Annotated in this window: 18 protein-coding genes; 12 read left to right on the top strand and 6 right to left on the bottom strand. The window is 71.0% G+C overall.

From position 1 onward, the window contains the following. The first annotated feature begins 5 nt into the window (after positions 1-5). From ACIBJB_RS10630 to ACIBJB_RS10605, 6 genes are all read left to right on the top strand, one after another. A complete protein-coding gene (locus tag ACIBJB_RS10630) occupies positions 6-1,508 on the top strand; it encodes an MFS transporter (RefSeq protein ID WP_398928770.1) in 1,503 nt (500 codons plus the stop codon). A gap of 192 nt (positions 1,509-1,700) precedes the next feature. Further along, positions 1,701-2,711 carry a Ppx/GppA family phosphatase gene (locus ACIBJB_RS10625; protein ID WP_398928768.1) on the top strand — a complete coding sequence of 337 codons (1,011 nt, stop codon included), beginning with the start codon at positions 1,701-1,703 and terminating at the stop codon, positions 2,709-2,711. A 30-nt stretch (positions 2,712-2,741) separates the two neighbouring features. Further along, positions 2,742-2,912, top strand: coding sequence for a hypothetical protein (locus ACIBJB_RS10620; RefSeq protein ID WP_398928765.1), 171 nt, complete (start codon positions 2,742-2,744; stop codon positions 2,910-2,912). A 100-nt stretch (positions 2,913-3,012) separates the two neighbouring features. Next, complete coding sequence (locus ACIBJB_RS10615; protein ID WP_398928762.1) at positions 3,013-4,026, top strand: iron-containing redox enzyme family protein; 1,014 nt, start codon at positions 3,013-3,015, stop codon at positions 4,024-4,026. Beyond that, positions 4,027-4,722 carry a HemK2/MTQ2 family protein methyltransferase gene (locus ACIBJB_RS10610; RefSeq protein ID WP_398928760.1) on the top strand — a complete coding sequence of 232 codons (696 nt, stop codon included), beginning with the start codon at positions 4,027-4,029 and terminating at the stop codon, positions 4,720-4,722. Then, positions 4,703-4,915, top strand: a complete 213-nt coding sequence (locus tag ACIBJB_RS10605) for a CDGSH iron-sulfur domain-containing protein (protein WP_398928758.1) — start codon at positions 4,703-4,705, stop codon at positions 4,913-4,915. Before ACIBJB_RS10610 ends, ACIBJB_RS10605 begins: the two co-directional genes overlap by 20 nt. A 168-nt stretch (positions 4,916-5,083) precedes the next feature. Here ACIBJB_RS10605 and ACIBJB_RS10600 read toward each other — a convergent pair whose 3' ends face one another. Then, on the bottom strand, positions 5,084-5,515 hold the full coding sequence (locus ACIBJB_RS10600) for a protease inhibitor (protein WP_398928756.1): 432 nt from the start codon (positions 5,513-5,515) through the stop codon (positions 5,084-5,086). Positions 5,516-5,837: 322 nt separating this feature from the next. On the opposite strand from ACIBJB_RS10600, the gene ACIBJB_RS10595 reads away from it, so the two are divergent. From ACIBJB_RS10595 to ACIBJB_RS10585, 3 genes are all read left to right on the top strand, one after another. Further along, a complete protein-coding gene (locus ACIBJB_RS10595) occupies positions 5,838-6,401 on the top strand; it encodes a hypothetical protein (RefSeq protein ID WP_398928753.1) in 564 nt (187 codons plus the stop codon). A gap of 72 nt (positions 6,402-6,473) precedes the next feature. Next, complete coding sequence (locus ACIBJB_RS10590; protein ID WP_398928751.1) at positions 6,474-7,160, top strand: alpha/beta fold hydrolase; 687 nt, start codon at positions 6,474-6,476, stop codon at positions 7,158-7,160. 78 nt (positions 7,161-7,238) lie between these two features. After that, positions 7,239-8,408 carry a lactate 2-monooxygenase gene (locus tag ACIBJB_RS10585; protein ID WP_398928749.1) on the top strand — a complete coding sequence of 390 codons (1,170 nt, stop codon included), beginning with the start codon at positions 7,239-7,241 and terminating at the stop codon, positions 8,406-8,408. Positions 8,409-8,442: 34 nt separating this feature from the next. On the opposite strand, the gene ACIBJB_RS10580 is transcribed toward ACIBJB_RS10585, so the two are convergent. From ACIBJB_RS10580 to ACIBJB_RS10570, 3 genes are all read right to left on the bottom strand, one after another. Further along, complete coding sequence (locus ACIBJB_RS10580; protein WP_398928747.1) at positions 8,443-10,059, bottom strand: RICIN domain-containing protein; 1,617 nt, start codon at positions 10,057-10,059, stop codon at positions 8,443-8,445. Positions 10,060-10,552: 493 nt separating this feature from the next. Continuing rightward, positions 10,553-10,930, bottom strand: a complete 378-nt coding sequence (locus ACIBJB_RS10575; RefSeq protein ID WP_007386606.1) for a hypothetical protein — start codon at positions 10,928-10,930, stop codon at positions 10,553-10,555. Between the two features lie 3 nt (positions 10,931-10,933). After that, complete coding sequence (locus ACIBJB_RS10570) at positions 10,934-11,179, bottom strand: hypothetical protein (RefSeq protein WP_020117150.1); 246 nt, start codon at positions 11,177-11,179, stop codon at positions 10,934-10,936. Positions 11,180-11,330: 151 nt separating this feature from the next. Between ACIBJB_RS10570 and ACIBJB_RS10565 the strand changes: the two genes are divergently transcribed. From ACIBJB_RS10565 to ACIBJB_RS10555, 3 genes are all read left to right on the top strand, one after another. Continuing rightward, positions 11,331-12,053, top strand: coding sequence for a 2OG-Fe(II) oxygenase (locus ACIBJB_RS10565; RefSeq protein ID WP_398928745.1), 723 nt, complete (start codon positions 11,331-11,333; stop codon positions 12,051-12,053). A gap of 316 nt (positions 12,054-12,369) precedes the next feature. After that, the gene (gene sigJ, locus ACIBJB_RS10560; protein ID WP_398928742.1) at positions 12,370-13,287 is read left to right on the top strand and encodes an RNA polymerase sigma factor SigJ; all 918 of its coding nucleotides are present in this window, start codon (positions 12,370-12,372) and stop codon (positions 13,285-13,287) included. After that, a complete protein-coding gene (locus ACIBJB_RS10555; RefSeq protein WP_398928740.1) occupies positions 13,284-14,813 on the top strand; it encodes a cytochrome bc complex cytochrome b subunit in 1,530 nt (509 codons plus the stop codon). Before sigJ ends, ACIBJB_RS10555 begins: the two co-directional genes overlap by 4 nt. Here the strand turns inward: ACIBJB_RS10555 and ACIBJB_RS10550 are convergent. Together ACIBJB_RS10550 and ACIBJB_RS10545 are read right to left on the bottom strand one after the other, a co-directional pair. Continuing rightward, positions 14,758-17,001, bottom strand: coding sequence for a glycoside hydrolase family 9 protein (locus ACIBJB_RS10550; RefSeq protein ID WP_398928738.1), 2,244 nt, complete (start codon positions 16,999-17,001; stop codon positions 14,758-14,760). The genes ACIBJB_RS10555 and ACIBJB_RS10550 overlap by 56 nt on opposite strands. 146 nt (positions 17,002-17,147) lie before the next feature. Continuing rightward, complete coding sequence (locus ACIBJB_RS10545) at positions 17,148-20,243, bottom strand: glycoside hydrolase family 2 TIM barrel-domain containing protein (RefSeq protein WP_398928736.1); 3,096 nt, start codon at positions 20,241-20,243, stop codon at positions 17,148-17,150. Positions 20,244-20,416: the final 173 nt, after the last annotated feature.

The raw sequence follows: 20,416 nt of genomic DNA, 5'->3' as shown, positions 1-20,416 counted from the left end.
TTCCCATGTCCCAGAAGACTCTGACCGAGAGCGGGCAGGAGGGCGCCGTCGAGGCACCGGCCGCCGCTTCGGCCAAGCGGTGGTGGATTCTCGCCGTCGTCGCCCTCGCCCAGCTGATGGTGGTCCTGGACGCCACCATCGTGAACATCGCCCTCCCCTCGGCCCAGGCCGACCTCGGTTTCTCCGACGGCAACCGGCAGTGGATCGTCACGGCCTACGCGCTGGCGTTCGCCTCCCTGCTCCTGCTCGGCGGGCGGATAGCAGACCTCTTCGGCCGCAAGACGGCCTTCCTCATCGGTGTCGTCGGCTTCGCGGCCGTCTCCGCGCTCGGCGGTGCCGCCACCAACTTCGAGATGCTGGTCACCGCCCGCGCCCTGCAGGGCGCGTTCGGCGCGCTCCTCGCCCCGGCCGCGTTGTCCCTGCTCAACACGACCTTCACCGACGCTCGCGAACGGGCCCGGGCGTTCAGCGTGTACGGCGCCATCGCCGGTGCCGGCGGTGCGGTCGGTCTGCTGCTCGGCGGCGTCCTGACCGACGCGCTCGACTGGCGCTGGACCCTCTACGTCAACGTCGTCATCGCCGTCGTCGCCTTCGCGGGCGGCTGGCTGCTGCTGCACAACCACCGCGACGCCGCGAACTCCAAGCTGGACGTGCCCGGCACGCTGCTCGTCGCCGCCGGCCTCTTCTCCCTGGTGTACGGCTTCTCCAACGCCGAGACGCACGACTGGAGTTCTCCCGAGACCTGGGGCTTCCTGGTCGCGGGCGGTGCGTTGCTGGCCGCCTTCACCTGGTGGCAGACCCGTGCCGCGCACCCGCTGCTGCCCCTGCGCATCCTGACGGACCGCAACCGGGCGGCCTCCTTCCTGGCCGTGCTGATCTCCGGCGGCGGCATGTTCGGTGTCTTCCTCTTCCTCACCTACTACCTCCAGCTGAACCTGGGCTTCAGCCCGACCAAGACCGGTGCGGCGTTCCTGCCGATGGTCGCCGCGCTGATGGTGGCGGCCCAGGTCAGCACCACGATGCTGGTCCCGCGGATCGGACCGAAGCTGGTCATCCCGCTGGGTTTCGCGGTCGCCGCGGTCGGCATGGTCTGGCTGACCGGGATCGACGTCGGCTCCAGCTACGTGTCCGCCGTACTGCCGCAGCTGATCGTGACCGGCTTCGGCCTCGGCCTGGTCATGCCGCCGGCCATGCAACTGGCCACTGGAGGGGTCGCCGCTGAGGACGCGGGGGTCGCCTCCGCCACCGTCAACGCCATGCAGCAGGTGGGCGGTTCGATCGGCACCGCGCTGCTGAACACGCTGGCCGCGAGCGCCGCCGCCGACTACCTGGTCGGCAAGGACCCGACGAACAAGCTGGTCCAGGCCGGGGCGACGATCGAGAGCTACACCACCGCCTTCTGGTGGTCGGCCGGCCTCTTCGCCGCCGGCACGCTGATCACCTTCCTGCTCTTCCGGCGCGGGGTGCCGGAGCAGGACGCGGACGCCGCACCGGTCGTCCACATGTAGTAACCGCGGCAAAGCAGTAGCCGCAGCACGAGCCGCTTGGTCCGAGGGGCCGCCGTCAGCAGGGAGACGGCGGCCCCTCTCGCGGTTCTCAGCAAGGCGACGGCGACGCGGTGTGCCGGGCCGGTGGCCGAGAGCGACGCCCGACCGGACCGCTGACGTTGGAGGCGGTCGTCCGTGGGTACCCACAGGTCCATGCGGATAAGCGTGGTGGATGTGGGATCGAACACGGTCCGGCTGGTGGTGGCGGACGCCGAGGGCGGGGTGCCACTGCCGGTGCACACGGCGAAGTGGCGGCTGAGACTCTCCGATCATGTACGGCCGGGCGGACCGGTGCCCGAGGAGGCCGTGGAGCGGCTGGTGGAGGCGGTGGAAGGGGCGAGCCGGACGGCCGCCAAGTGGGGCGCGGCCGGGCCGCTGGCGTTCGCGACCGCCGTCGTGCGGTCCGCGCCGAACCGTCAGGAGGTGCTGCGCACCGTCCGCACGCGGACCGGCGTCGGGCTGTACACCCTGCCGGGCGAGGTGGAGGCGGAGCTCACGTTCCTCGGTGCGCGGCGCTGGATGGGCTGGCGCGCGGGACCCCTCGCGCTGTTCGACATCGGCGGCGGGTCGCTCGAAGTCGCCTTCGGACGCGGCCGGTTGCCGGACTACGTGGCCTCGCTGCCGCTGGGCGCGGGCCGACTGACCCATGAGTTCTTCGAGGGGCAGGACCCGCCGCCCCCGGAGGCGGTGCGGGCACTGCGCCGCAAGGTCCGCCACCAGCTGAGGGACGTGGCGTCGCGGATCCGCTGGGAGGGACCGCGCACGGCGGTGGCCACCTCGCGCACCTTCGAGCAGCTGGGGCGGCTGTGCGGAACCCCGCCCGGCCGGCGCGGCCCGTTCGTGGAGCGGCGGATGCACCGCGCCGACCTGCGGGAGGCCGTCGAGCGCCTGGCCGTCCTCCCGGCCGCACGGCGGGCCGAACTGCCCGGCATCTCCGCGCCGCGCGCCGCGCAGAGCCTGGCCGGTGCGGTGGTCGGGCACACGGCGATGAAGCTCACCGGCATCAGGACCGTCACCATCTGCCCCTGGGCGATCCGTGAGGGGGTCCTGCTGCGGCACATCGAGGACGGCGCCTCCTGGTGGGCCGAGATCGCCCGCCGCAACGAGGAGCACGCGCCTCCCGTGGAGCCGGTCCCCCTGCGCATCGCGACCGCCACGACCTGAACGAAGAGAAAGAGGAAAGAGGAGACAGCCGTGCCGGAGAAGAAGCAGAAGCCGGACACCGCCCTGGACGAGGTCCTGCAGGAGTTCGAGGACGCCGAGAAGCGCGTCCAGGACCCCGACGGAAAGCGCGGGCACAAGGGTGAGGCCGCAGACGCCATCACCCCCAACACCCGGGCCCAGGAGGAGTCCGAGGGCGAGTGACCCACCGGCGGCGCGCCCCGCGGGCGGGCCGCCGGCGACGACCTCCCCGGCCCACTCCGGGCAGGCGGGTGACCTCCCGCCTCACGGGTACCCGGGGCGCATGGATCACGACCGCCAAGAACCGCCGCTGCCGCCGGCCCGGGGCCCGGTCTCCGCCGCCGTCCAGGAGTATCTGCTCGGCGCCGGACCGCTCCCGCGTCACCAGGCCGTCGCGGGCGCGGACGTGTACGGCGACGACCTCCAGCTCGCCCTGTACATCTGCTACGAACTGCACTACCGCGGCTTCTCGGGCGTCTCCTCCGACCACGAGTGGGACCCCGGGCTGCTGCGCACCAGGGCGGTCCTCGAGCACCGCTTCCTGTCCGCCCTGCGCACGGACACCCCGGTCCACGACAGCGTCGAGGACGCGCTCGCCGGGCTCCTCGTGGAGCCGGTCGACGGCACGGGACTCAGCCATTTCCTGAGCAAGGAGGGCGAACTGTGGCATGTACGCGAATACGCGGCCCAGCGCTCGCTCTACCACCTCAAGGAAGCCGACCCGCACGCGTGGGTGCTGCCGCGCCTGTGGGGCCGGGCCAAGGCGGGCATGGCGGCGGTGGAGTTCGACGAGTTCGGCGGCGGCCGCCCCGACCGCGTCCACGCCCGCCTGTTCGCCGACCTGATGACGGACCTGGGCCTGGACACGACGTACGGGTACTACCTGGAGGCGGCCTGCGCGGAGATGCTCGCGACGGTGAACCTCATGTCCCTGCTGGGCCTGCACCGCAGCCTGCGCGGCGCCCTCGTGGGCCACTTCGCAGCGGTCGAGATCACCTCCTCGCCCGGCTCCCGGCGACTCGCCGAAGCGATGCGCCGCACCGGCGCGGGACCGGCCGCCGAGCACTTCTACGACGAGCACGTCGAGGCCGACGCCGTCCACGAACAGGTCGTACGCCACGAGGTCATCGGCGGTCTGCTGGCCGAGGAACCGCACCTCGCCCACGACGTCGCCTTCGGTATCGACGTCACCGGACTCGTCGAGGACCGGCTCGCCGAGCGTCTGCTGCGCGACTGGACGGACGGACGCTCGTCCCTGCGCGCACCCACGCTCTCCGAAATCCACCATATTTCCTGAATGTCGGGGTACTTGGGCACCGTGAGATCGCTGATTCCCCCTCTGACTCTTCCCGGTGTCTACGTCCCCCAGGAGGACACCGCGCTGCTGGCCGGAGCCCTGTCCGAGGAACCGCTGCCGCCGGGCGCGGACGTTCTGGACGTGGGTACCGGGACCGGTGCTCTCGCTCTTCAAGCGGCGCGCCGGGGCAGCCGGGTGACCGCGGTCGACGTGTCGTGGCGGGCGGTGTGCACGGCCCGGGCGAACGCCTGGCTGACCGGCGCGCGGGTCCGGGTCCGGCGCGGGAACCTCTTCCACCCCGTGCGGGACCAGTCGTTCGACCTCATCCTGACCAATCCGCCGTATGTGCCGGCACCGACGGACGTCCGGCCGCCGCGCGGAAGGGCGCGAGCCTGGGACGCGGGTCACGACGGGCGGTTCGTGCTGGACCGCGTCTGCCGCGAGGCGCCCGCCCTGCTGCGCCCCGGAGGGGTGCTGCTGATCGTGCACTCCGAACTGAGCGACTCCGGACGGACGGTGGGGCATCTGCGCGCGGCAGGCCTCAAGGCCGCCGTGACCCGCCGTCACCGCATCGCGTACGGACCGGTGCTGCGTACCCGGGAGGCATGGCTGCGCGAGCGCGGTCTGCTGCCCGCCGACGCCGCCCACGACGAAAAGGAAGAGCTGGTGGTCGTCCGTGCCGAACTCCCCCTCTGACTCCGGCCGACCGCGCCGCATCCGGGTCCAGCACCGGGGCCCGCTGCTCGTGGAGGGCCCCGTGGAAGTGGAACTCGAGGATGGCAGCACCGTCGTCTCCGACCGCTTCCGGGTGGCCCTGTGCACCTGTCGGCGCAGTCGTCGCTATCCGTGGTGCGACACCAGCCACCGGGAGCGGACTCGGTCCCAGTAAGGAGTCAGTGCCCGGAGTTCCCGGAGAAGGCGTGACCCGAGGGTCCGGCGGACGGCCCCACTCCGTCCGCCGGCCCTCGGTGCGGGATCACGGGGTTCCGTGAGAGGGGCGGCACTCCCCAACTGCGGGCCCCTCGGGCAGGTCACGGGACCACGCGATCCCGGTCTCTCAGAACGCGAAGACGCTCGTCCCGTAGGAGTTCTTCACGCACTCGTTGGCGAAGGTGCGCTCGTAGGAGACCCGCTTGCCCCGCCATACGCCGTCGACCGTGACCACCACAGGGTCGTACTCCCTGGTGCACAGGGCGTCGGGTCTGGCCCCGAGGGCGTCGAAGTCCCCTCCCACGGCGCGCAGTTCGGCGCACGCCAGGGGCGCTGCCGGATGGGTGCCCGAGGAGGTCGGGGCGCAGGTCAGGGTGACGGCACGTTCCGGGGTGACGGTGGCGGCATTGTCGCCGTGGCCGAGGGTCAGCACGAGGGCCGAGGGAGCGTAGAGGCTTGAGGCGGCGGCCGGTTCGGCGAGAGCGGCCCCGGTCAGGGGTCCGCAGACGGCGGTGGCCGTGAGGCCGAGGGTCGCTGCCCAGCGCGCGGTGTTCCGCATTGTGTGCATCCTTCCGCTGGATTCGAGGGTGTGCCCTCCGACTCGGTCGGTGCCGGAGCGGCGAGCGCGAGTCTGCCGAGTCCTGGCCCGAACTTCACATCGACCCCACGGCTTTCAGTAACCTTGCGTGTTGAATCAGTGGCGTGAAGTCACATCATCCGAACAGCCGAGCCCCTCAACCGGGCGGTTCTTGATCGCCCGATCCGGCCGGATGGCCTGAACACCCCGCCTGAGCAATAGGCCTGAAACATTCCGCTTCAGCCGTGAGCGCACACCGTCACAGCCCCTTGCGTTCCCGAAGCAATGGAGTAATCGTCATTACATGATTACTGACGAACAACGAGAGAAGCTGCGCGGCTGGTTCACCGGCCGCTTGCCCGACGACCTCTTCGAGGCCCTGGCCGAGGTGGTCGTCGACCGCGAGGAGATCACCGTGATCGGCCGCATCCCCGGCCCCCGGCTCGCCGAGGACGTCTCGGCCGCCGAGCGGGAGGCGGCCGTACAGGGCAGGATCCAGGAGTTCCGGGAGCGCACCCGGGACGATCGGATCGAGGTCGCCCGCGAGGCCGAGCACAAGTTCCGCCGGAAGGTGTCCTGGGGCGTGGAGTGCGACGACGAGCGCGTCCTGTTCACGCATGTGGCCGCGCCCGTCATGACCCGGCTGCGCCAGCCCGAGCGCCAGGTCCTGGACACCCTGATCGCCGGCGGGGTCGCCCGCAGCCGCAGCGATGCCCTCGCCTGGTGCGTCCGGCTGGTCCAGCGGCACACCGACGACTGGCTCGCCGAGCTGCGGGACTCCCTGGAACACGTCCAGCGGGTGCGGGAGCGGGGTCCGGACAGCGAGGAGGTGGCCGATTCCTCCACCGGGGACCCGGAGGATGGATGACCGTACAGTCGGCAGGGCCTTCCCGAACCCCGGACCGGTGGCGGTGTCGGTGCCCTCGGCTACATTGCGGGCATGACCAACTTCGTACTGGTGGCGGGCGCGAGGCTCGGCGCGTCGGCGTGGGACGAGGTCGCGGACGAGCTGCGCGCGGCCGGGCACGAACCCCGTCCGCTGACGTTGTCGGGCCTCGCCGAGAAGCGGGGCGTGCCGGCCGGCCAGCAGACCCATGTGCGGGACATCGTCGACGAGGTGGAGCGGCTGGACCTGCGCGAGGTGGTGCTGGTCGGACACAGCTACTCCGGCATACCCGTGGGACAGGCCGCCGAGAGGATCGGTGACCGGCTCGCGCGGGTGGTGTTCGTGGACTCCAGTGTGCCCGTGGACGGGGAGTCGTTCCTGTCGGGATGGCCGAGCGACCACGTCCGCAAGGCGATCGAGGAGAACGACGGCTTCTGGCTGCCGGTGGGCCCGGAGCACTTCGCAGGGCAGGGCCTGACGGACGAGCAGATCGCCCGGATCATCGAATGCGCGTCCCCGCACCCGGGCCCGACGCTCACCGAGCCCGCCGTCCTCACCCGTCCCCTGGGCGAGCTTCCGGCGACCTACATCAAGTGCCTCCTCGACGACGAGGAGCCGATGCCCGTCGTGGCCGAGCTGCTCCAGAGCGAGCGCTGGGAACTGGTCGAGATGGACACCGGCCACTGGCCGATGTTCTCCCAGCCGCGCGAACTGGCCCGGATCCTCACCGAGTCCGTTTAGACACGGTCCTCCCCTCCTGGCCGGCGCCCGCCCGCCGATATCGTCGGCGCACCCGACGACGAGAGGCGGTTCGGACGGATGGCCAAGCACTGGGCGGACTTCCAGTACGAGATCTACCTGGGCGGGATGTCGGGTGCGGTGCCCCGGCTGCCCACCGACCTGACCCGGCTGGAGGAGCTCACCGAGCAGCGCCTGGGCCCCGGGCCGGTGGGCTATGTCGCGGGCAGTGCGGGCGACGGCAGTACGGCGCGGGCGAACCGCGCGGCGCTGGAGCGGCGCCGGATCGTCCCGCGCATGCTGCGGGACGTCCACGAACGCGACCTGTCCGTCGAGGTGTTGGGGCGTTCCCTGCCCGCCCCGCTGGCGCTGGCGCCGGTCGGCGTCCTGTCGATCATGCACCCGGACGCGGAGCCGGCGGCGGCCCGGGCAGCGGCGGCACAGGGCGTGCCGTACATCCTGTCGTCCGCCTCCAGCACGCCGATGGAGCAGGTCGCCGAGGCGATGGGGGACGCCGAGCGCTGGTTCCAGCTGTACTGGCCGAAGGACCCGCAGGTGGCGCTGAGCTTTCTGAACCGGGCCAAGGCCGCCGGGTTCACGGCCCTGGTCGTCACCCTGGACACTCCGCTGCTGTCCTGGCGGCCCCGCGATCTCGACCAGGCGTATCTGCCGTTCCTGCACGGCGTGGGCACCGCCAACTACTTCTCCGACCCGGCCTTCCGGGCGGGCTTGGCCAAGCCGGTGCACGAGGATCCCAACGCGGCCGTGCTGCACTTCGTCGGCATGTTCGCGGACCCCGGCAAGACCTGGCCCGATCTCGCGTTCCTGCGGGAGAACTGGGAGGGGCCGATCGTCCTCAAGGGCGTACTGCACCCGGACGACGCCCGCCTCGCCGCCGACGCCGGGATGGACGGGGTCGTGGTGTCCAACCACGGCGGCCGCCAGGTCGCCGGGGCGGTCGCGGCGGCCGACGCGCTGCCGCGGGTGGTGGAGGCGGTCGGTGACCGGCTCACGGTCCTCTTCGACAGCGGGGTCCGCACCGGGGACGACGTCTTCAAGGCCCTCGCGCTCGGCGCCCGCACGGTGCTCCTCGGGCGGCCGTACGTCTACGGCCTCGGCCTGGACGGACAGCCGGGCGTCGAGCACGTGATCCGCTGTCTGCTCGCGGAGCTGGACCTCACGCTCGCCCTCTCGGGCCACGCGAGCCCGGCCACGGTCGGCCCCGACGACCTCGTGGAGGGCCCCGCCTGAGGGGAGGCCTCCGTGAGCGGAGGCCTCCCTGGTCCTAGATCCGGTCCGTGAGCTCCGCGGGCCGGGCCTGCGGGGCCTCGCTCCCGGTGACCGACAGCGAGCCGGGGCTCGCGCTGGAGACCGGGTCGGTCAGCCAGCGCTGCTGGTCCGAGTGGTCGCGGACCTTGACGACGACGTCGGCGCCCGGGTCCTCGGTGGTGGAGGCGAGGGCGAGCCGCTCGTCCCAGCGGGGCAGTAACTCCCCCTGCACGGTGAGGTCGTAGCGCACGTCGTCGGCCCGCTTCGCCCTGTCCCCCGCGCAGGTGCCGAGGATGACCACGCCCGCGTCCCCGCGCGAGTCCAGGCACAGCTCCGGATCCGCCTCGCTGCGCAGCAGACCGTCCTTCTCGTACGACCACTGCTGGGTCCGCTCGGTCGAGCAGGCCGCCAGTTCGGTGCCGGCGCCCTCCTTCACCGTGCCCCGGACGTCCAGGCAGAGGTCGGCGGCGGCGTTGCGCAGCCGGGTCACCGCCGGTGCGGTGGGCAGCTGGGCGGTGCCGGGCGTCGGTGTGTCGGCGCCCGGGGCCGTGTCGCCGCCGGTGGCGCTGGTGGAGGCGGCAGGGTCGGCGCCGCCGTCGTGCGACCACAGCCCGGCGGCGAGCATGGCCGCGAGGAGGCCGGCGGAGGTGAGGCCCACTCCGGTGAGCAGCGTCCGTGAGGACCGCAGGCCCCCGCCCTCACCGGGAGCGCGGCGGCCAGGGGTGGGGATACGCGCGAGGATGCGGCGGCGTTCCGCGCCGTGCCGGCCGGTGCCACGGCCGCGGGCCGCGGTCTGGGGCGTACGCCCGGCGCGCAGTTCGAGATAGCGACGGGCACCCCAGCCGAGCACGGCCTCGGCGATCAGCACGCCCAAGCCGCCCTCGAAATGGCTCAGTTGTTCCGCGGCGGAACGGCAGTAGCGGCACTCCGCGAGATGCTGCTGGACATCCGGCAGCAGGGCTCCGCCGCGGCGAATCGGAACGTCGAGGAGCCGGTTGTAGAAGCGGCAATCCTTGGTCGGCGCGAGTTCCCGATGGGCATGTACACATCCTTCACGGAATTTTTCACGCGCCTGTTCGAGCGCCGCCGACGCGGTGTCGGTGGCCATGCCGAGGAGTGCGGCGGGCACGACAATCGACTCCGCCTCCACCTCGGTGTGCCACAGCAGGCAGCGGGCGAGTCCGGGAAGGGACTGGAATGACCGCTCGGCGAGCTTGCGATTTTCGGGGGTCATGGACTTCGCGGCCCGCATGCCGCGGCCACCGTTCGGTTTCACCAGGTCCGGCAGAACATCGGTGATCCGGTCCTCGGCCGTCCACTCCCTGACCGTGTCCCGCACGGCCACGAGGGTTCTGGGGCGCAGCGCGAGAGCCGGTTCACCGAGTGCCAGCCGGTCCAGGACCTGGTGGAAGGCGGCCGCGGCCACCATGGAGGCGGTCTCGGACGGGGAGGCGAGGCAGATGACCGCGTACTCGTGCGCCGGTTTCCAGTGGCGCGCCATGAGGAGCGCGACGGACTGGGCGGCCTCACCGTCGGGACGGCCCCTGAGCCGGGCGGCGAGATCCTCGTCGGATTCTCCGGAGGCGCCGCCGGGCGGCGGGTAAGGAGGGAGCGGTGGGTGGGGGGTTGGCACTGAGCGGATTCCTTCCCACGGACATGGGACTCACAGAAGTTCTCGTTGCCGAAAAGAAGTGCCGAACGGGGCATCCCTTTTGGGCGCGGGCGTGGGAAGCACGAATTCGCCGACGCCCCTCCACCCCGGTTCCCCACGGGACGAATGCGACCCGGCCCCTGCCCCCCACATAGGTGGTTCACCCTTGCACAAGTCACTCACGGCCAACAAGGGCACCAGAGCAACATCCGTGCCAATTGAAAGACAGCCGGATGGAGTCGCAACTGCGTGCGCTCGCACCGGCTTTCGACATTCCATGCGCCCCGTGTGAAACGCGCGCACGCGCCGGAGCGCAACGCACGCTCCCCCCGGGCGGCGACCGGTAGTCCACTGGAGGCGGCCCTTCTCGGAGGCCCCGCGCTGGACGGCGGCTCTCCCGCGCGAAACCCCGGCCGCCGACCCCGTTCCTCCCGCCCTCGGTCGGCGGCCCCGGGGGCGGGACGGCCGGGCGGCCTCAGATCTGCCAGGAGCGCAGCCGGTCCGCCGCCCCGTACACATCGGTCTTGCCGGAGATCAGATCGCGGGCGAGGTCGACGAGGGCGCCGTAGGGCGGGTCGATGCCGACGCCGCTGACGAACATGTAGGCCACGGCGGTGGCGCAGGCGAAGCGGGCGTTGGCCGACGGTAAGGGCTTGAGCAGAGCCAGGGTGTGCAGCAGGGCCGCGGCGCGCCAGGCGGGGTCGGAGTCGACGCCCAGGCGGGGCGGGTCGACGCGATGCCGGGCGACGGCGGCGACGAGGGCCGAGAAGTCGTTGATCGTGGGCTGGTCGGGCAGGACCTCTTCGTGCCGCTGGAGCAGCCAGGGCACGTCGATGTGAACGACGGAAGCCATCGGTCAGCCGACCCGCCCCGCACCCCTGGCGGCCGGTTCGTCCTCCGGGAAGGCGGCGGCGAACTCGTCGGCGTGGGCGGAGAAGAACCGCCGGAACGCTTCCGCGCCTTCCTGCAGGGCCCGGTGCCGGGCGATGTCGGCCGCGGCGGCCTCCCGCACGAGGGCCTTCATCGACGTACCGCGCTCCTTGGCGATCTGCCGCAGGTCCTCTAGCTCGCGATCGCTGAACTCCACGTTGAGAGCTGGCATGCCTTCACGGTACCTCTCAGGTACTCAACCGTAAATATCCGCAGGTCAGATCATCCGTCGAGCGGTACCGGAGAGGTGCGAGCACGGTGTCCGATTCCCGCCGGACGCGCGACGAGGGGCGACCCACACTCGAAGGCGAGGAGGAAACGACATGACCGTCACCCCCGACCTGGCCGCCGCCCGGGTCGCCGAGACCGACTGGGCCGCGCTCGCCGTCGAGTTGGACGCGCACGGCTGCGCCCCGACGGCACCGCTGCTGACGCCCGCCGAATGCCGGGACCTGACAGCGCTCTACGAGAAGCCGGAACTCTTCCGGACCACCGTGGACATGGCACGCCACCGCTTCGGGTCGGGTGAGTACCGCTACTTCACCCACGACCTGCCGGCCCCGGTGTCCGCACTGCGCGCCGCGCTCTACCCCCGCCTGCTGCCCGTCGCCCGTGACTGGGCGGCCCGTCTGGGACGCCCGGCGCCGTGGCCTGACTCCCTGGAGGAGTGGCTGGAGCGCTGCCACGCGGCCGGGCAGGACCGTTCGGCACAGATCCTGCTGCGCTACACGCGGGGCGACTGGAACGCGCTGCACCGGGACGTCTTCGGCGACCTGGTCTTCCCGCTGCAGGTGGTGGTCGGCCTCGACGAGTACGGCACCGACTACACCGGCGGCGAGTTCCTGATGGTCGAGCAGCGTCCCCGGGCCCAGTCCCGGGGCACGGCGACCGTCCTCCCCCGGGGCCACGGCGTGGTCTTCACGACCCGGGACCGGCCGGTGCGCAGCAAGCGCGGCTGGTCGGCCGGGGCGATGCGACACGGCGTGAGCGTCGTGCGCTCCGGCCGGCGGCACGCGCTCGGACTCGTGTTCCACGACGCGTCCTAGCACACGGCCGGCCGGGCTTCGAGAGGGCGCCCTCCAAGCGGTGCGGGAATCCGGCGGCATTCGTCCGGATCGTCGATGTCCGCCCGACGTGGCCGAGGGCGCCGGAACCGCCGGGCGATCCGGTTTCGCGTTCACGGCCGCCCGGGACACGGCCCGGCCCGGTCGCGGTCGGCACCGGCACGGCCCGTCCGGCCGCGTCACGCGGCGGGCCACGATCGACCTCGGTGAGGCGTGGGTCACATTCGGCCGCCCGATGTCACATTCCGGGGCCCGACGGCCTCGCAGTAGTGAGCGCGCTACTGGGAGGCCACACGAGATGTCCGAGATCTCCGTTCCCGACACCGAAGAGGCGACCGGTGTCTTCGTCGAGCACCGGGAGCTGTTGTTCGGCGTCGTCTACAACATGCTGGGCAGCGTCACCGACACCGAGGACGTGCTCCAGGACACCTGGCTGTCGTGGTCGCGCCGGGGCGCCGGCGGGATCGACAACCCCCGTGCCTATCTGGTCCGGATCGCCGTCAACCACGCGCTCCAGCGGCGGGCCGTGGTCAACCGCCGCCGCGAGACGTATGTCGGCCCGTGGCTGCCCGAGCCCCTGATGACCGACGAGACCGGCGCCGACGACCCCGCGCTGCGCACCGAGTCCGTGTCGCTGGCGATGCTGGTGGTCCTGGAGTCGCTGTCCCCGCTGGAGCGCGCGGTGTTCGTGCTGCACGAGGTGTTCGGTTACGCCCACCCCGAGATCGCGGAGATCATCGACCGCACCCCGGCCGCCGTACGGCAGTTGGCGCACCGCGCGCGGGCCCATGTGCACGCCCGCCGCCCGCTGTACGAGGCCCATCCCCGGGTCCGCCGGGAGGCGACCGAACGGTTCGTGCGGGCCGCCCTCGGCGGGGACATCGCGGAGTTGATGGAGATCCTCGCGCCGGACGTGACGGTGTGGACGGACGGCGGCGGCATGCGCAAGCAGGCCCTGCGTCCGGTGCACGGCCGGGAGAAGGCGGCCCGGCTGCTCACCGGCTACGCGAAGCGGGGCGGGGCGCAGGTTCCGGGCCAGGGCCTGGAGTTGCGCTACCGGCGCGTCAACGGCGACGACGCGGCCGTGCTGTTCGAGCACGACTCGCCGTACGCGGTGATCGTCCTGGACCTCACACCGGAGGGCGACCGGGTCTCGAACCTCTTCGTCGTGACCAATCCCGACAAGCTCACGCATGTACACAAGGAGGAGGCGTGACTGCCGTGGAACGCCCGGCGGAGCCGGGGAAGGGCGAGCGGCTGTCCGGCTGGCTCGACGGACGGCTCGGCACCCGCACGCTGGGCGCGAAGTACCTGCGCAAGGTCTTCCCGGACCACTGGTCCTTCCTGCTCGGCGAGATCTGTCTGTACAGCTTCGTCGTGCTGATCCTCACCGGGGTGTGGCTGACCCTGTTCTTCCACCCGTCGATGAACGAGGTGACGTACCACGGCAGTTACACGCCCCTCAACGGCGTGCGCATGTCGGAGGCATACGCCTCGACGCTGGACATCAGCTTCGACGTGCGCGGCGGGCTGCTGATCCGGCAGCTGCACCACTGGTCGGCCCTGATCTTCGTCGCCGCGATGCTCACGCACATGATGCGGCACTTCTTCACCGGCTCGTTCCGCAAGCCGCGCGAGGTCAACTGGCTGTTTGGCTGGTCACTGCTGTTCCTGGGCCTGTTCGAGGGCCTCTTCGGCTACTCGCTGCCGGACGACCTGCTGTCGGGCACGGGCATGAGGTTCGTCTACGGCGCCACCGTGTCGGTGCCGATCGTCGGGACCTATCTGGCGCTGTTCCTGTTCGGCGGCGAGTTCCCCGGCCATGACATCGTGGCCCGCTTCTACTCGCTGCACATCCTGGTGATCCCCGGCATCATGGCGGCGCTCGTGGTGGCCCACCTGATCCTGGTCGTCTATCACAAGCACACCCAGTTCGCGGGCCCCGGAAAGACCGAACGCAACGTGGTCGGGACGCCGTTCTTCCCGGTGTACCTGGCGAAGGCGGGCGGGTTCTTCTTCCTGGTGTTCGGGGCGCTCACGCTCATCGCGGCGGTGGCGAGCATCAACCCCGTCTGGTCGTACGGCCCCTACCGCGCCGACCAGGTCTCCACCGGCGCCCAGCCCGACTGGTACCTGGGGTTCGCGGAGGGCCTGGTGCGGGTGATGCCCGGCTGGGAGGTCACCCTGTGGGGCCACACGCTGGTCCTCGGGGTCCTGATCCCGGTGGTGATCTTCCCGCTCCTCCTGGTCTTCATCGGCGTCTATCCGTTCCTGGAAGCCCGGTTCACCAAGGACAAGCGGGAGCACCACCTCCTCGACCGCCCGCGCAACCGTCCGGTCCGTACGGCGATCGGCGCGTCCTGGATCAGCCTGTATCTGATCCTGCTGGCGGGCGGCGGCAACGACATCGTGGCGACCCGGCTGCACCTGTCGATCAACACCGTCACCTGGGCGGTCCGGATCGGGATGTTCGTCGTCCCGGCGGTCGTCTTCGTCGCCACCCGGCGGATCTGCCTGGGCCTTCAACTCCGCGACCGGGAGCTGGTGTTGCACGGCCGGGAGACCGGTGTGATCAAGCGGCTGCCGCACGGTGAGTACGTCGAGGTGCACCAGCCGCTCGATCAGTCCCGGCTCCACACGCTCACCGCGCACGAGCGGCCCGGTGAGCTGGTGGAGCACGCGAACGTCAGCCTTGATCCGCCACGAAGGACGCCATCCGGGTCAGGGCCGAGTTCCAGTTGATGGTGTGCTCGTTGGTCGACCAGGACTGGATGTCGTCGATGTAGCAGAACTGGCCGACGCAGCCCTGGAGTTTGCTCTGTGCGTAGGGGTCCTGGATGCCCGAGTTCGGCCCGCCGGCGAGGGTGCCCTTCGGCGGGTTGGGCATGTTCGGGTCGAGCTGGTGGGCGTACCAACGGGCGTGCTGGTTATGGGAGTTGACCTCGCCGTATCCGGTGACGTACGAGATGTTCAGTGCGTTGCGCCCGAAGATGTAGTCGATGCCCTGGAGGGCTCCGTCCCGGTACTTCGTGGCGCCGGTGAGGTCGTAGGCGGTGGCGATGACGATCCCGTTGTGCAGGATCTGGTGGTTGGAGCCCCAGTCGTAGAGGTTGCCCTCCGGGGCGTACGGCAGGCCGTACGGGTGGGCCTTCAGCGTGGCCAGGTAGCGGTCGGCGCCGTTGACGACCGACTGCCGGACCTTGTCGCGGCCGGGCAGCTTGCTCGGCACGGTCGCCAGGTCCAGGCGGGCCGCCGCGGCCGTACGGGCCCAGTCGTAGCCGACGGGGGTGAAGATGTCTGCGGTGTGGACGGGTGAGGCGAGCACGTGGTCCTGGAACGCCTTCTCCCCCGTGGTGAGGTACAGCTCGGCCGCCGCCCAGTAGAACTCGTCGGTGACGTTGTTGTCGGCGTAGGTGCCGCCTCCGGTGCCGTCGCTCTCCGAGGCGTACAGGTCGGGGTGGGCGAGCGCCGCGGTCCAGGCCTTGCGGGCGGCCGCCAGGGCCTTCGCCGCGAACGCCTTGTCGTAGGGCTTGTACAGGCGGGCGGCCTGCGCGGCGGTCGCGGCCAGGTTCAGGGTCGCCGCGGTGGACGCCGGGTGCAGTTCACGCTTCTGCGGGTCGTCGCTCGGCAGGAGCGGCAGACCGGTCCACTGCTCGTCGTGGATCTTGTGGTGGGCCATCCCGGCCAGCGGCTGCCCGTCCGGTACCTGCATCTTGAGCAGGAACTCCAGCTCCCAGCGGGCCTCGTCGAGGATGTCGGGCACCTTGTTGCCGCTCTCGGGGATGGCGAGGGTGCCGTCGCCGAGCTTGGCCGGCTGCCCGGTGCGCGCCAGCAGTTCGCGTTCGTACGTGCTCAGCACCTCCCAGGTGGAGATGCCGCCGTTGACGACGTACTTGCCGTGGTCGCCGGCGTCGTACCAGCCGCCGGTGACGTCGAGGGTGTAGTCGCACACTCCCGGCTGGCAGGGCACGTCCTTGTCGCCCTGGTTGGGGGCCACGTTCACGTGCCCGGCGGCGCGTCCGTAGCCCGGGCGCAGGTCGTCGCGGATCGCGATGCCGCTGCGCTGGGTGTAGTAGTACTTCGCCGCGTCGAGGCGGAGCTGCTCGTAGGCGCCCGTGCCGATGTCGAAGGGCCGGCTGGTCTCGCCGTCCGCGACCAGGGTGAGGCCCTCACCGCGCTTCTTGTAGGCGCCGAAGTCGATGGAGTGGACGTTCTGCCCGGAGGAGGCGTCGGTGCCGCGCGGCACGGTCCAACCGTGGGCGACGACCGCTCCGGAGGCGCTCTTGAGCTGCCAGGGCAGTTTCGTCGTGGCGTCGGTGACCAGGGTGGCGTTCTTCGGCCCGGCGGGCAGATAGGCGACCTGGTTGACGCGCACGCGCGGTCCGGTGTCGGGCTCGTACACCTCGGGCGGGACCCCTCCCAGGAGGGAGACGTCGTCCATGCAGAAGCGGAACGGGTCGGCGCTGCCGCCGAGTTGGAAGCCGACCTGGCCCTGCGCGGTGTCGACGGGCGAGGTGAACGTGTAGGAGTAGGAGTTCCCGGAGACGCTCAGCTGGGGGCTCACCTCGAAGTAGGTGTCGTAGGGCGCCACTTGCAGCCCCACGATCGCCCGCAGGACGTGCCCTTCCGGCGAACCGTTCGCGGTGAAGGAGAACTTGTACGACTCCCCCTTCACCAGGGAGACGTCGTTCTGGCCGATGGCGGCGTCCCAGCGGTTGGCGGTGCCACCCGGCACGTCCGCGCACAGCTGCCCGGCGGACAGGCCCGCGGTGACGTTGCTGCTCGTCCACCAGGGCGCGATGGCGGTGTCGAAGGTGCCGTTCTTGAGCTGCTCGACCTCGTCCGCGGCGGCCGGGGACACGGGCGAGGCCACAACAGCCGCTCCCAGCAGAGCGGTCAGGGACAACAGGGCGGTTCTGCGTCTGTTCACGTCCGGTCTCCTCGGGGGAGGTACGGGCGGCGCTCACAATGGGAGCGCTCCCAACTGACGGTCGCAGGCCATGTTTGTTGCAGGCATGACACCCAGTCAACGGTCCGGACGGGACTGGTTTCCCGTCCGGACCGCTGCCGGTGAAGTCAGCTCCCCGGCACCTCGAACTTGCTGATGCGCACGGCTCCCCTGGTCTCGCCCGGATACGCGCTGGTCAGCGTGAGGCGGAGCCGGGAGCCGCGAGCGGCGTCGAAGGTGACCACCGTGGGCTGGTCGGAGGCGGTGGCCCAGGCGACCGAGACGCCCTCGGCCGGCACATACCGCTTCCCGTCCCACACCGCGGCCTCCACCGCCGCGGGCAAGCTGTGGGTCGCGCTCACGGTGAAGGAGATCTCCGCCCGGTCGAAGGTGCGGGTCCGTCCGAAGTCCACGGAGACCCAGTCCTTCGCCCTCGCGCCGCTGAAGGCGGGCAGCAGGGCGGTGGCCGCCTTGCTGAAGGCGTTGGACCAGCCGGTGGCCGGGTCCCCGTCCAGCATCGCGGCCGGGAGGGTGTCCGGGCGGCCGGAGTAACTCGCGTCCGCCTGCGGGTAGTTCGGGGGCGCCGGATGATCGGGGGTGAAGGCAGCCGGCTCGGTGACGGCGACCGACCGGGACGGGGTGGTACGCACCTTCGTGCTGCCCGCCCGAAGGCCCGCCGCGCTCGCCGTGACCTTCAGGACTCCCGGCTCGGTACCGGAGCGCACGATCGCGAGGGCCTTTCCGTGGAAGGCGGTCCGGGTGGAGGCCTGGTAGCGCTCGGCGCTCTCCTCGCGGCCGTTGTCGAGACCGGCGAGGGAGCCGCCCGTGACCGTGAAGGAGATCAGGTGCTCGGCGTCCGGCACCACCACACCCCGGGAGTCGACGACGTCCGCCGTGACGAAGACCAGCGAACGGCCGTCGGCGGCGAGCGAAGGGCGGTCGGCGGTGAGGCGTACGGCATGGGGCTTGCCCGCCGTACGCAGCACGTCGGTGGCGACCACCTTGCCGTTCCTGCGGGCCACGGCCTTCAACTCACCCGGCGCGTAAGGCACCTTCCAGGTCAGATGGAGCTTGCCCGCGCTGCCGTTCGGGCTGGTGTAGCTGCCGGGGTAGGGCCCGTCGGTGAAGGTCTTGTCGTCGCCGGTGGCTTCCGTGGTCTCCAGGTACAGCCGGCCGTCGGTGGTCTTCTTGGTGTCGAAGGTCCGGGTTCCGAGGGACTTTCCGTTGAGGAACAGCTCGACGGTGGGGACGTTGGCGTACGCCCACACCTCGACCGTGTCGCCCTCCGCATGGTTCCAGGTCATCGGAACGAGATGGACCATCGGTTCGTCGACCCACTGGCTGCGGAAGAGGTGGTACATGTCCTTCGGGAAGCCGGCGGTGTCGACCGCGCCGAAGAAGGACGCCTTCACCGGGAAGACGTCGTAGGGCGTGGGCTCCCCGATGTAGTCGATGCCCGACCAGAGGAACTGCCCGGCGAACCATTTCCGGTCCCGGTCCTTCTTGTGCCCGTACTCGCCGCTCATGGTCCAGGAGGCGAGGTTGTTGTCGTACGACGAGGTCTCCCGCCTGCCCGGCGTGTGGTTCTCGCCGGTGTTGAGGTGCTCGGGCTCCTGGTAGGCGCCGCGGGTCGAGGTCTCGGAGGACGACTCGGACTCGAAGAGGAAGAGGTGCGGGTAGGCGGCGTGCAGCTGGTCCACCGACTTGGCCGTGTTGTAGTTCAGACCGAGGCCGTCCAGCTTGGCCAGCATCAGGTCGGCCGCCGAGCCCTTGGCGGGCAGGCGGCGGTACTTGTCGGAGCCGATGATCAGCGGGCGGGTGTCGTCGACGGCCCTGATCGCGGCGATGATCCGGTCGGCCATGGCGAGTCCGGCAGTGGATGTCGAGTCGGGGATCTCGTTGCCGATCGACCACAGCAGCACAGCGGGCGAGTTACGGGCCGCGAGGACCATCTCGGTCGCGTCCCTCTCGCACCACTCGTCGAAGAACCGGCCGTAGTCGTAGCGTGTCTTGCCGGTGCGCCAGCAGTCGAACGCCTCCACCAGCATCACGATGCCCAGTTCCTCACAGACCTGGATCATCTCCGGGGAGGGCGGGTTGTGGGAGGTGCGGAAGGCGTTGACGCCCATCGACTTCATGATGGTCATCTGTCTGCGGATCGCGTCGATGCTGACGGCCGCGCCGAGGGCGCCCAGGTCGTGGTGGAGGTCGACGCCCTTGATCTTGTGGTGGGTGCCGTTGAGATGGAAGCCCTCGTCCGGGTCGAAGCGGAAGGTGCGCAGGCCGAAGGGGGTGCGGTAGGTGTCGACCAGCTTGCCCTCGCGGCGGAGTTCGGTCTCCAGGGTGTAGCGGTGGGGCGCTGAGATGTCCCACAACCGGGGTTCGGGGACGGTGAGTTCATGGGTCTCCGTCGCCTGTGTCCCGACCGTGATCATGGTGGCCGTGCGGGCCACGGTCCGGCCCCGGGGGTCCTTGATCCGCGAGCGGATCTCGACCGGCCCCGCGGTGCCGGACCGGTCGACCACCGAGGTCCGCACCCTGACGCGGGCCCGCTCGGCGGTGATCTCCGGCGTGGTGACCTGAGTGCCCCAGCGCTCCACGTGCACCGGGTCGGTGACGACCAGGCGGGCCTCGCGGTAGATTCCGCTGCCCGAGTACCAGCGGCTGCTGGGAAGCCGGTTCTGCACCTTGACCGCGAGCACGTTCTCGGTGGTGCCGTCGGTGTGGAGCAGGTCGGTGAGGTCGAGGGCGAAGCCGGTGTAGCCGTAGGGGTGACGGCCGGCCTCGGTGCCGTTGCAGTAGACGTACGCATCCATGTAGACGCCGTCGAACTCCACCGAGATCCGCTTGCCGGACAAGGCGGGCGGCAGGGTGAAGGCGAGGCGGTACCAGCCCAGGCCGCCGGGGAAGAAGCCGGTACCGCTGGTGGTGCCGTTCTCGGTGGTCGGGGCGAGCTCGATGCTCCAGTCGTGCGGCACCGCGATCTCGCGCCATCCCGAGTCGTCGTAGCCCGGGGCCGCGGCGTCCGTGTACTCCCCCGTCGGATCGGTGATCCCGCCCGGGTCGACCAGCGCGAAGCGCCAGCCGTCGCGCAGCGCGACGGTACGGCGGCCGGACGCGTTCCCGGCGGACTCGGCGGCCTGGGCCACCGGGGTGGCCAGCAGCGCGCCCGCGGCCGGGGCGGCCGTGGAAGCGAGCAGAACCGATCTGCGCGTGACGGTCATGGCGGCTCTCCCTCATCAGGGCCCAGAAGTACTCACAACTGATCGTGAACACACAGAATCTGACGACGTGCCACTCAGGCCCGTCAAGAGTGCGGAAAGCGCCTTCTGTCCCGGCCGCCCCCACGGACGGCCCATTCGCCTCCGCGCGCCGCCGCCCCGTACAGGTGGGATCG

Origin of the sequence: Streptomyces sp. NPDC050759 (assembly GCF_044456945.1) — a bacterium.
Lineage (GTDB): Bacteria > Actinomycetota > Actinomycetes > Streptomycetales > Streptomycetaceae > Streptomyces.
The sequence above is the reverse complement of the archived record's forward strand: the minus strand, read 5'-3'. Positions and strand labels throughout refer to the sequence as shown.

Bases quoted from the DNA above. Each gene is read 5' to 3' on its own strand.
- ACIBJB_RS10630 (WP_398928770.1), top strand. From the start codon at position 6: ATGTCCCAGAAGACTCTGACCGAGAGCGGGCAGGAGGGCGCCGTCGAG.
- ACIBJB_RS10625 (WP_398928768.1), top strand. From the start codon at position 1,701: ATGCGGATAAGCGTGGTGGATGTGGGATCGAACACGGTCCGGCTGGTG.
- ACIBJB_RS10615 (WP_398928762.1), top strand. From the start codon at position 3,013: ATGGATCACGACCGCCAAGAACCGCCGCTGCCGCCGGCCCGGGGCCCG.
- ACIBJB_RS10610 (WP_398928760.1), top strand. From the start codon at position 4,027: ATGTCGGGGTACTTGGGCACCGTGAGATCGCTGATTCCCCCTCTGACT.
- ACIBJB_RS10600 (WP_398928756.1), bottom strand. From the start codon at position 5,515: ATGCGGAACACCGCGCGCTGGGCAGCGACCCTCGGCCTCACGGCCACC.
- ACIBJB_RS10595 (WP_398928753.1), top strand. From the start codon at position 5,838: ATGATTACTGACGAACAACGAGAGAAGCTGCGCGGCTGGTTCACCGGC.
- ACIBJB_RS10590 (WP_398928751.1), top strand. From the start codon at position 6,474: ATGACCAACTTCGTACTGGTGGCGGGCGCGAGGCTCGGCGCGTCGGCG.
- ACIBJB_RS10585 (WP_398928749.1), top strand. From the start codon at position 7,239: ATGGCCAAGCACTGGGCGGACTTCCAGTACGAGATCTACCTGGGCGGG.
- ACIBJB_RS10575 (WP_007386606.1), bottom strand. From the start codon at position 10,930: ATGGCTTCCGTCGTTCACATCGACGTGCCCTGGCTGCTCCAGCGGCAC.
- ACIBJB_RS10570 (WP_020117150.1), bottom strand. From the start codon at position 11,179: ATGCCAGCTCTCAACGTGGAGTTCAGCGATCGCGAGCTAGAGGACCTG.
- ACIBJB_RS10565 (WP_398928745.1), top strand. From the start codon at position 11,331: ATGACCGTCACCCCCGACCTGGCCGCCGCCCGGGTCGCCGAGACCGAC.
- sigJ (WP_398928742.1), top strand. From the start codon at position 12,370: ATGTCCGAGATCTCCGTTCCCGACACCGAAGAGGCGACCGGTGTCTTC.
- ACIBJB_RS10545 (WP_398928736.1), bottom strand. From the start codon at position 20,243: ATGACCGTCACGCGCAGATCGGTTCTGCTCGCTTCCACGGCCGCCCCG.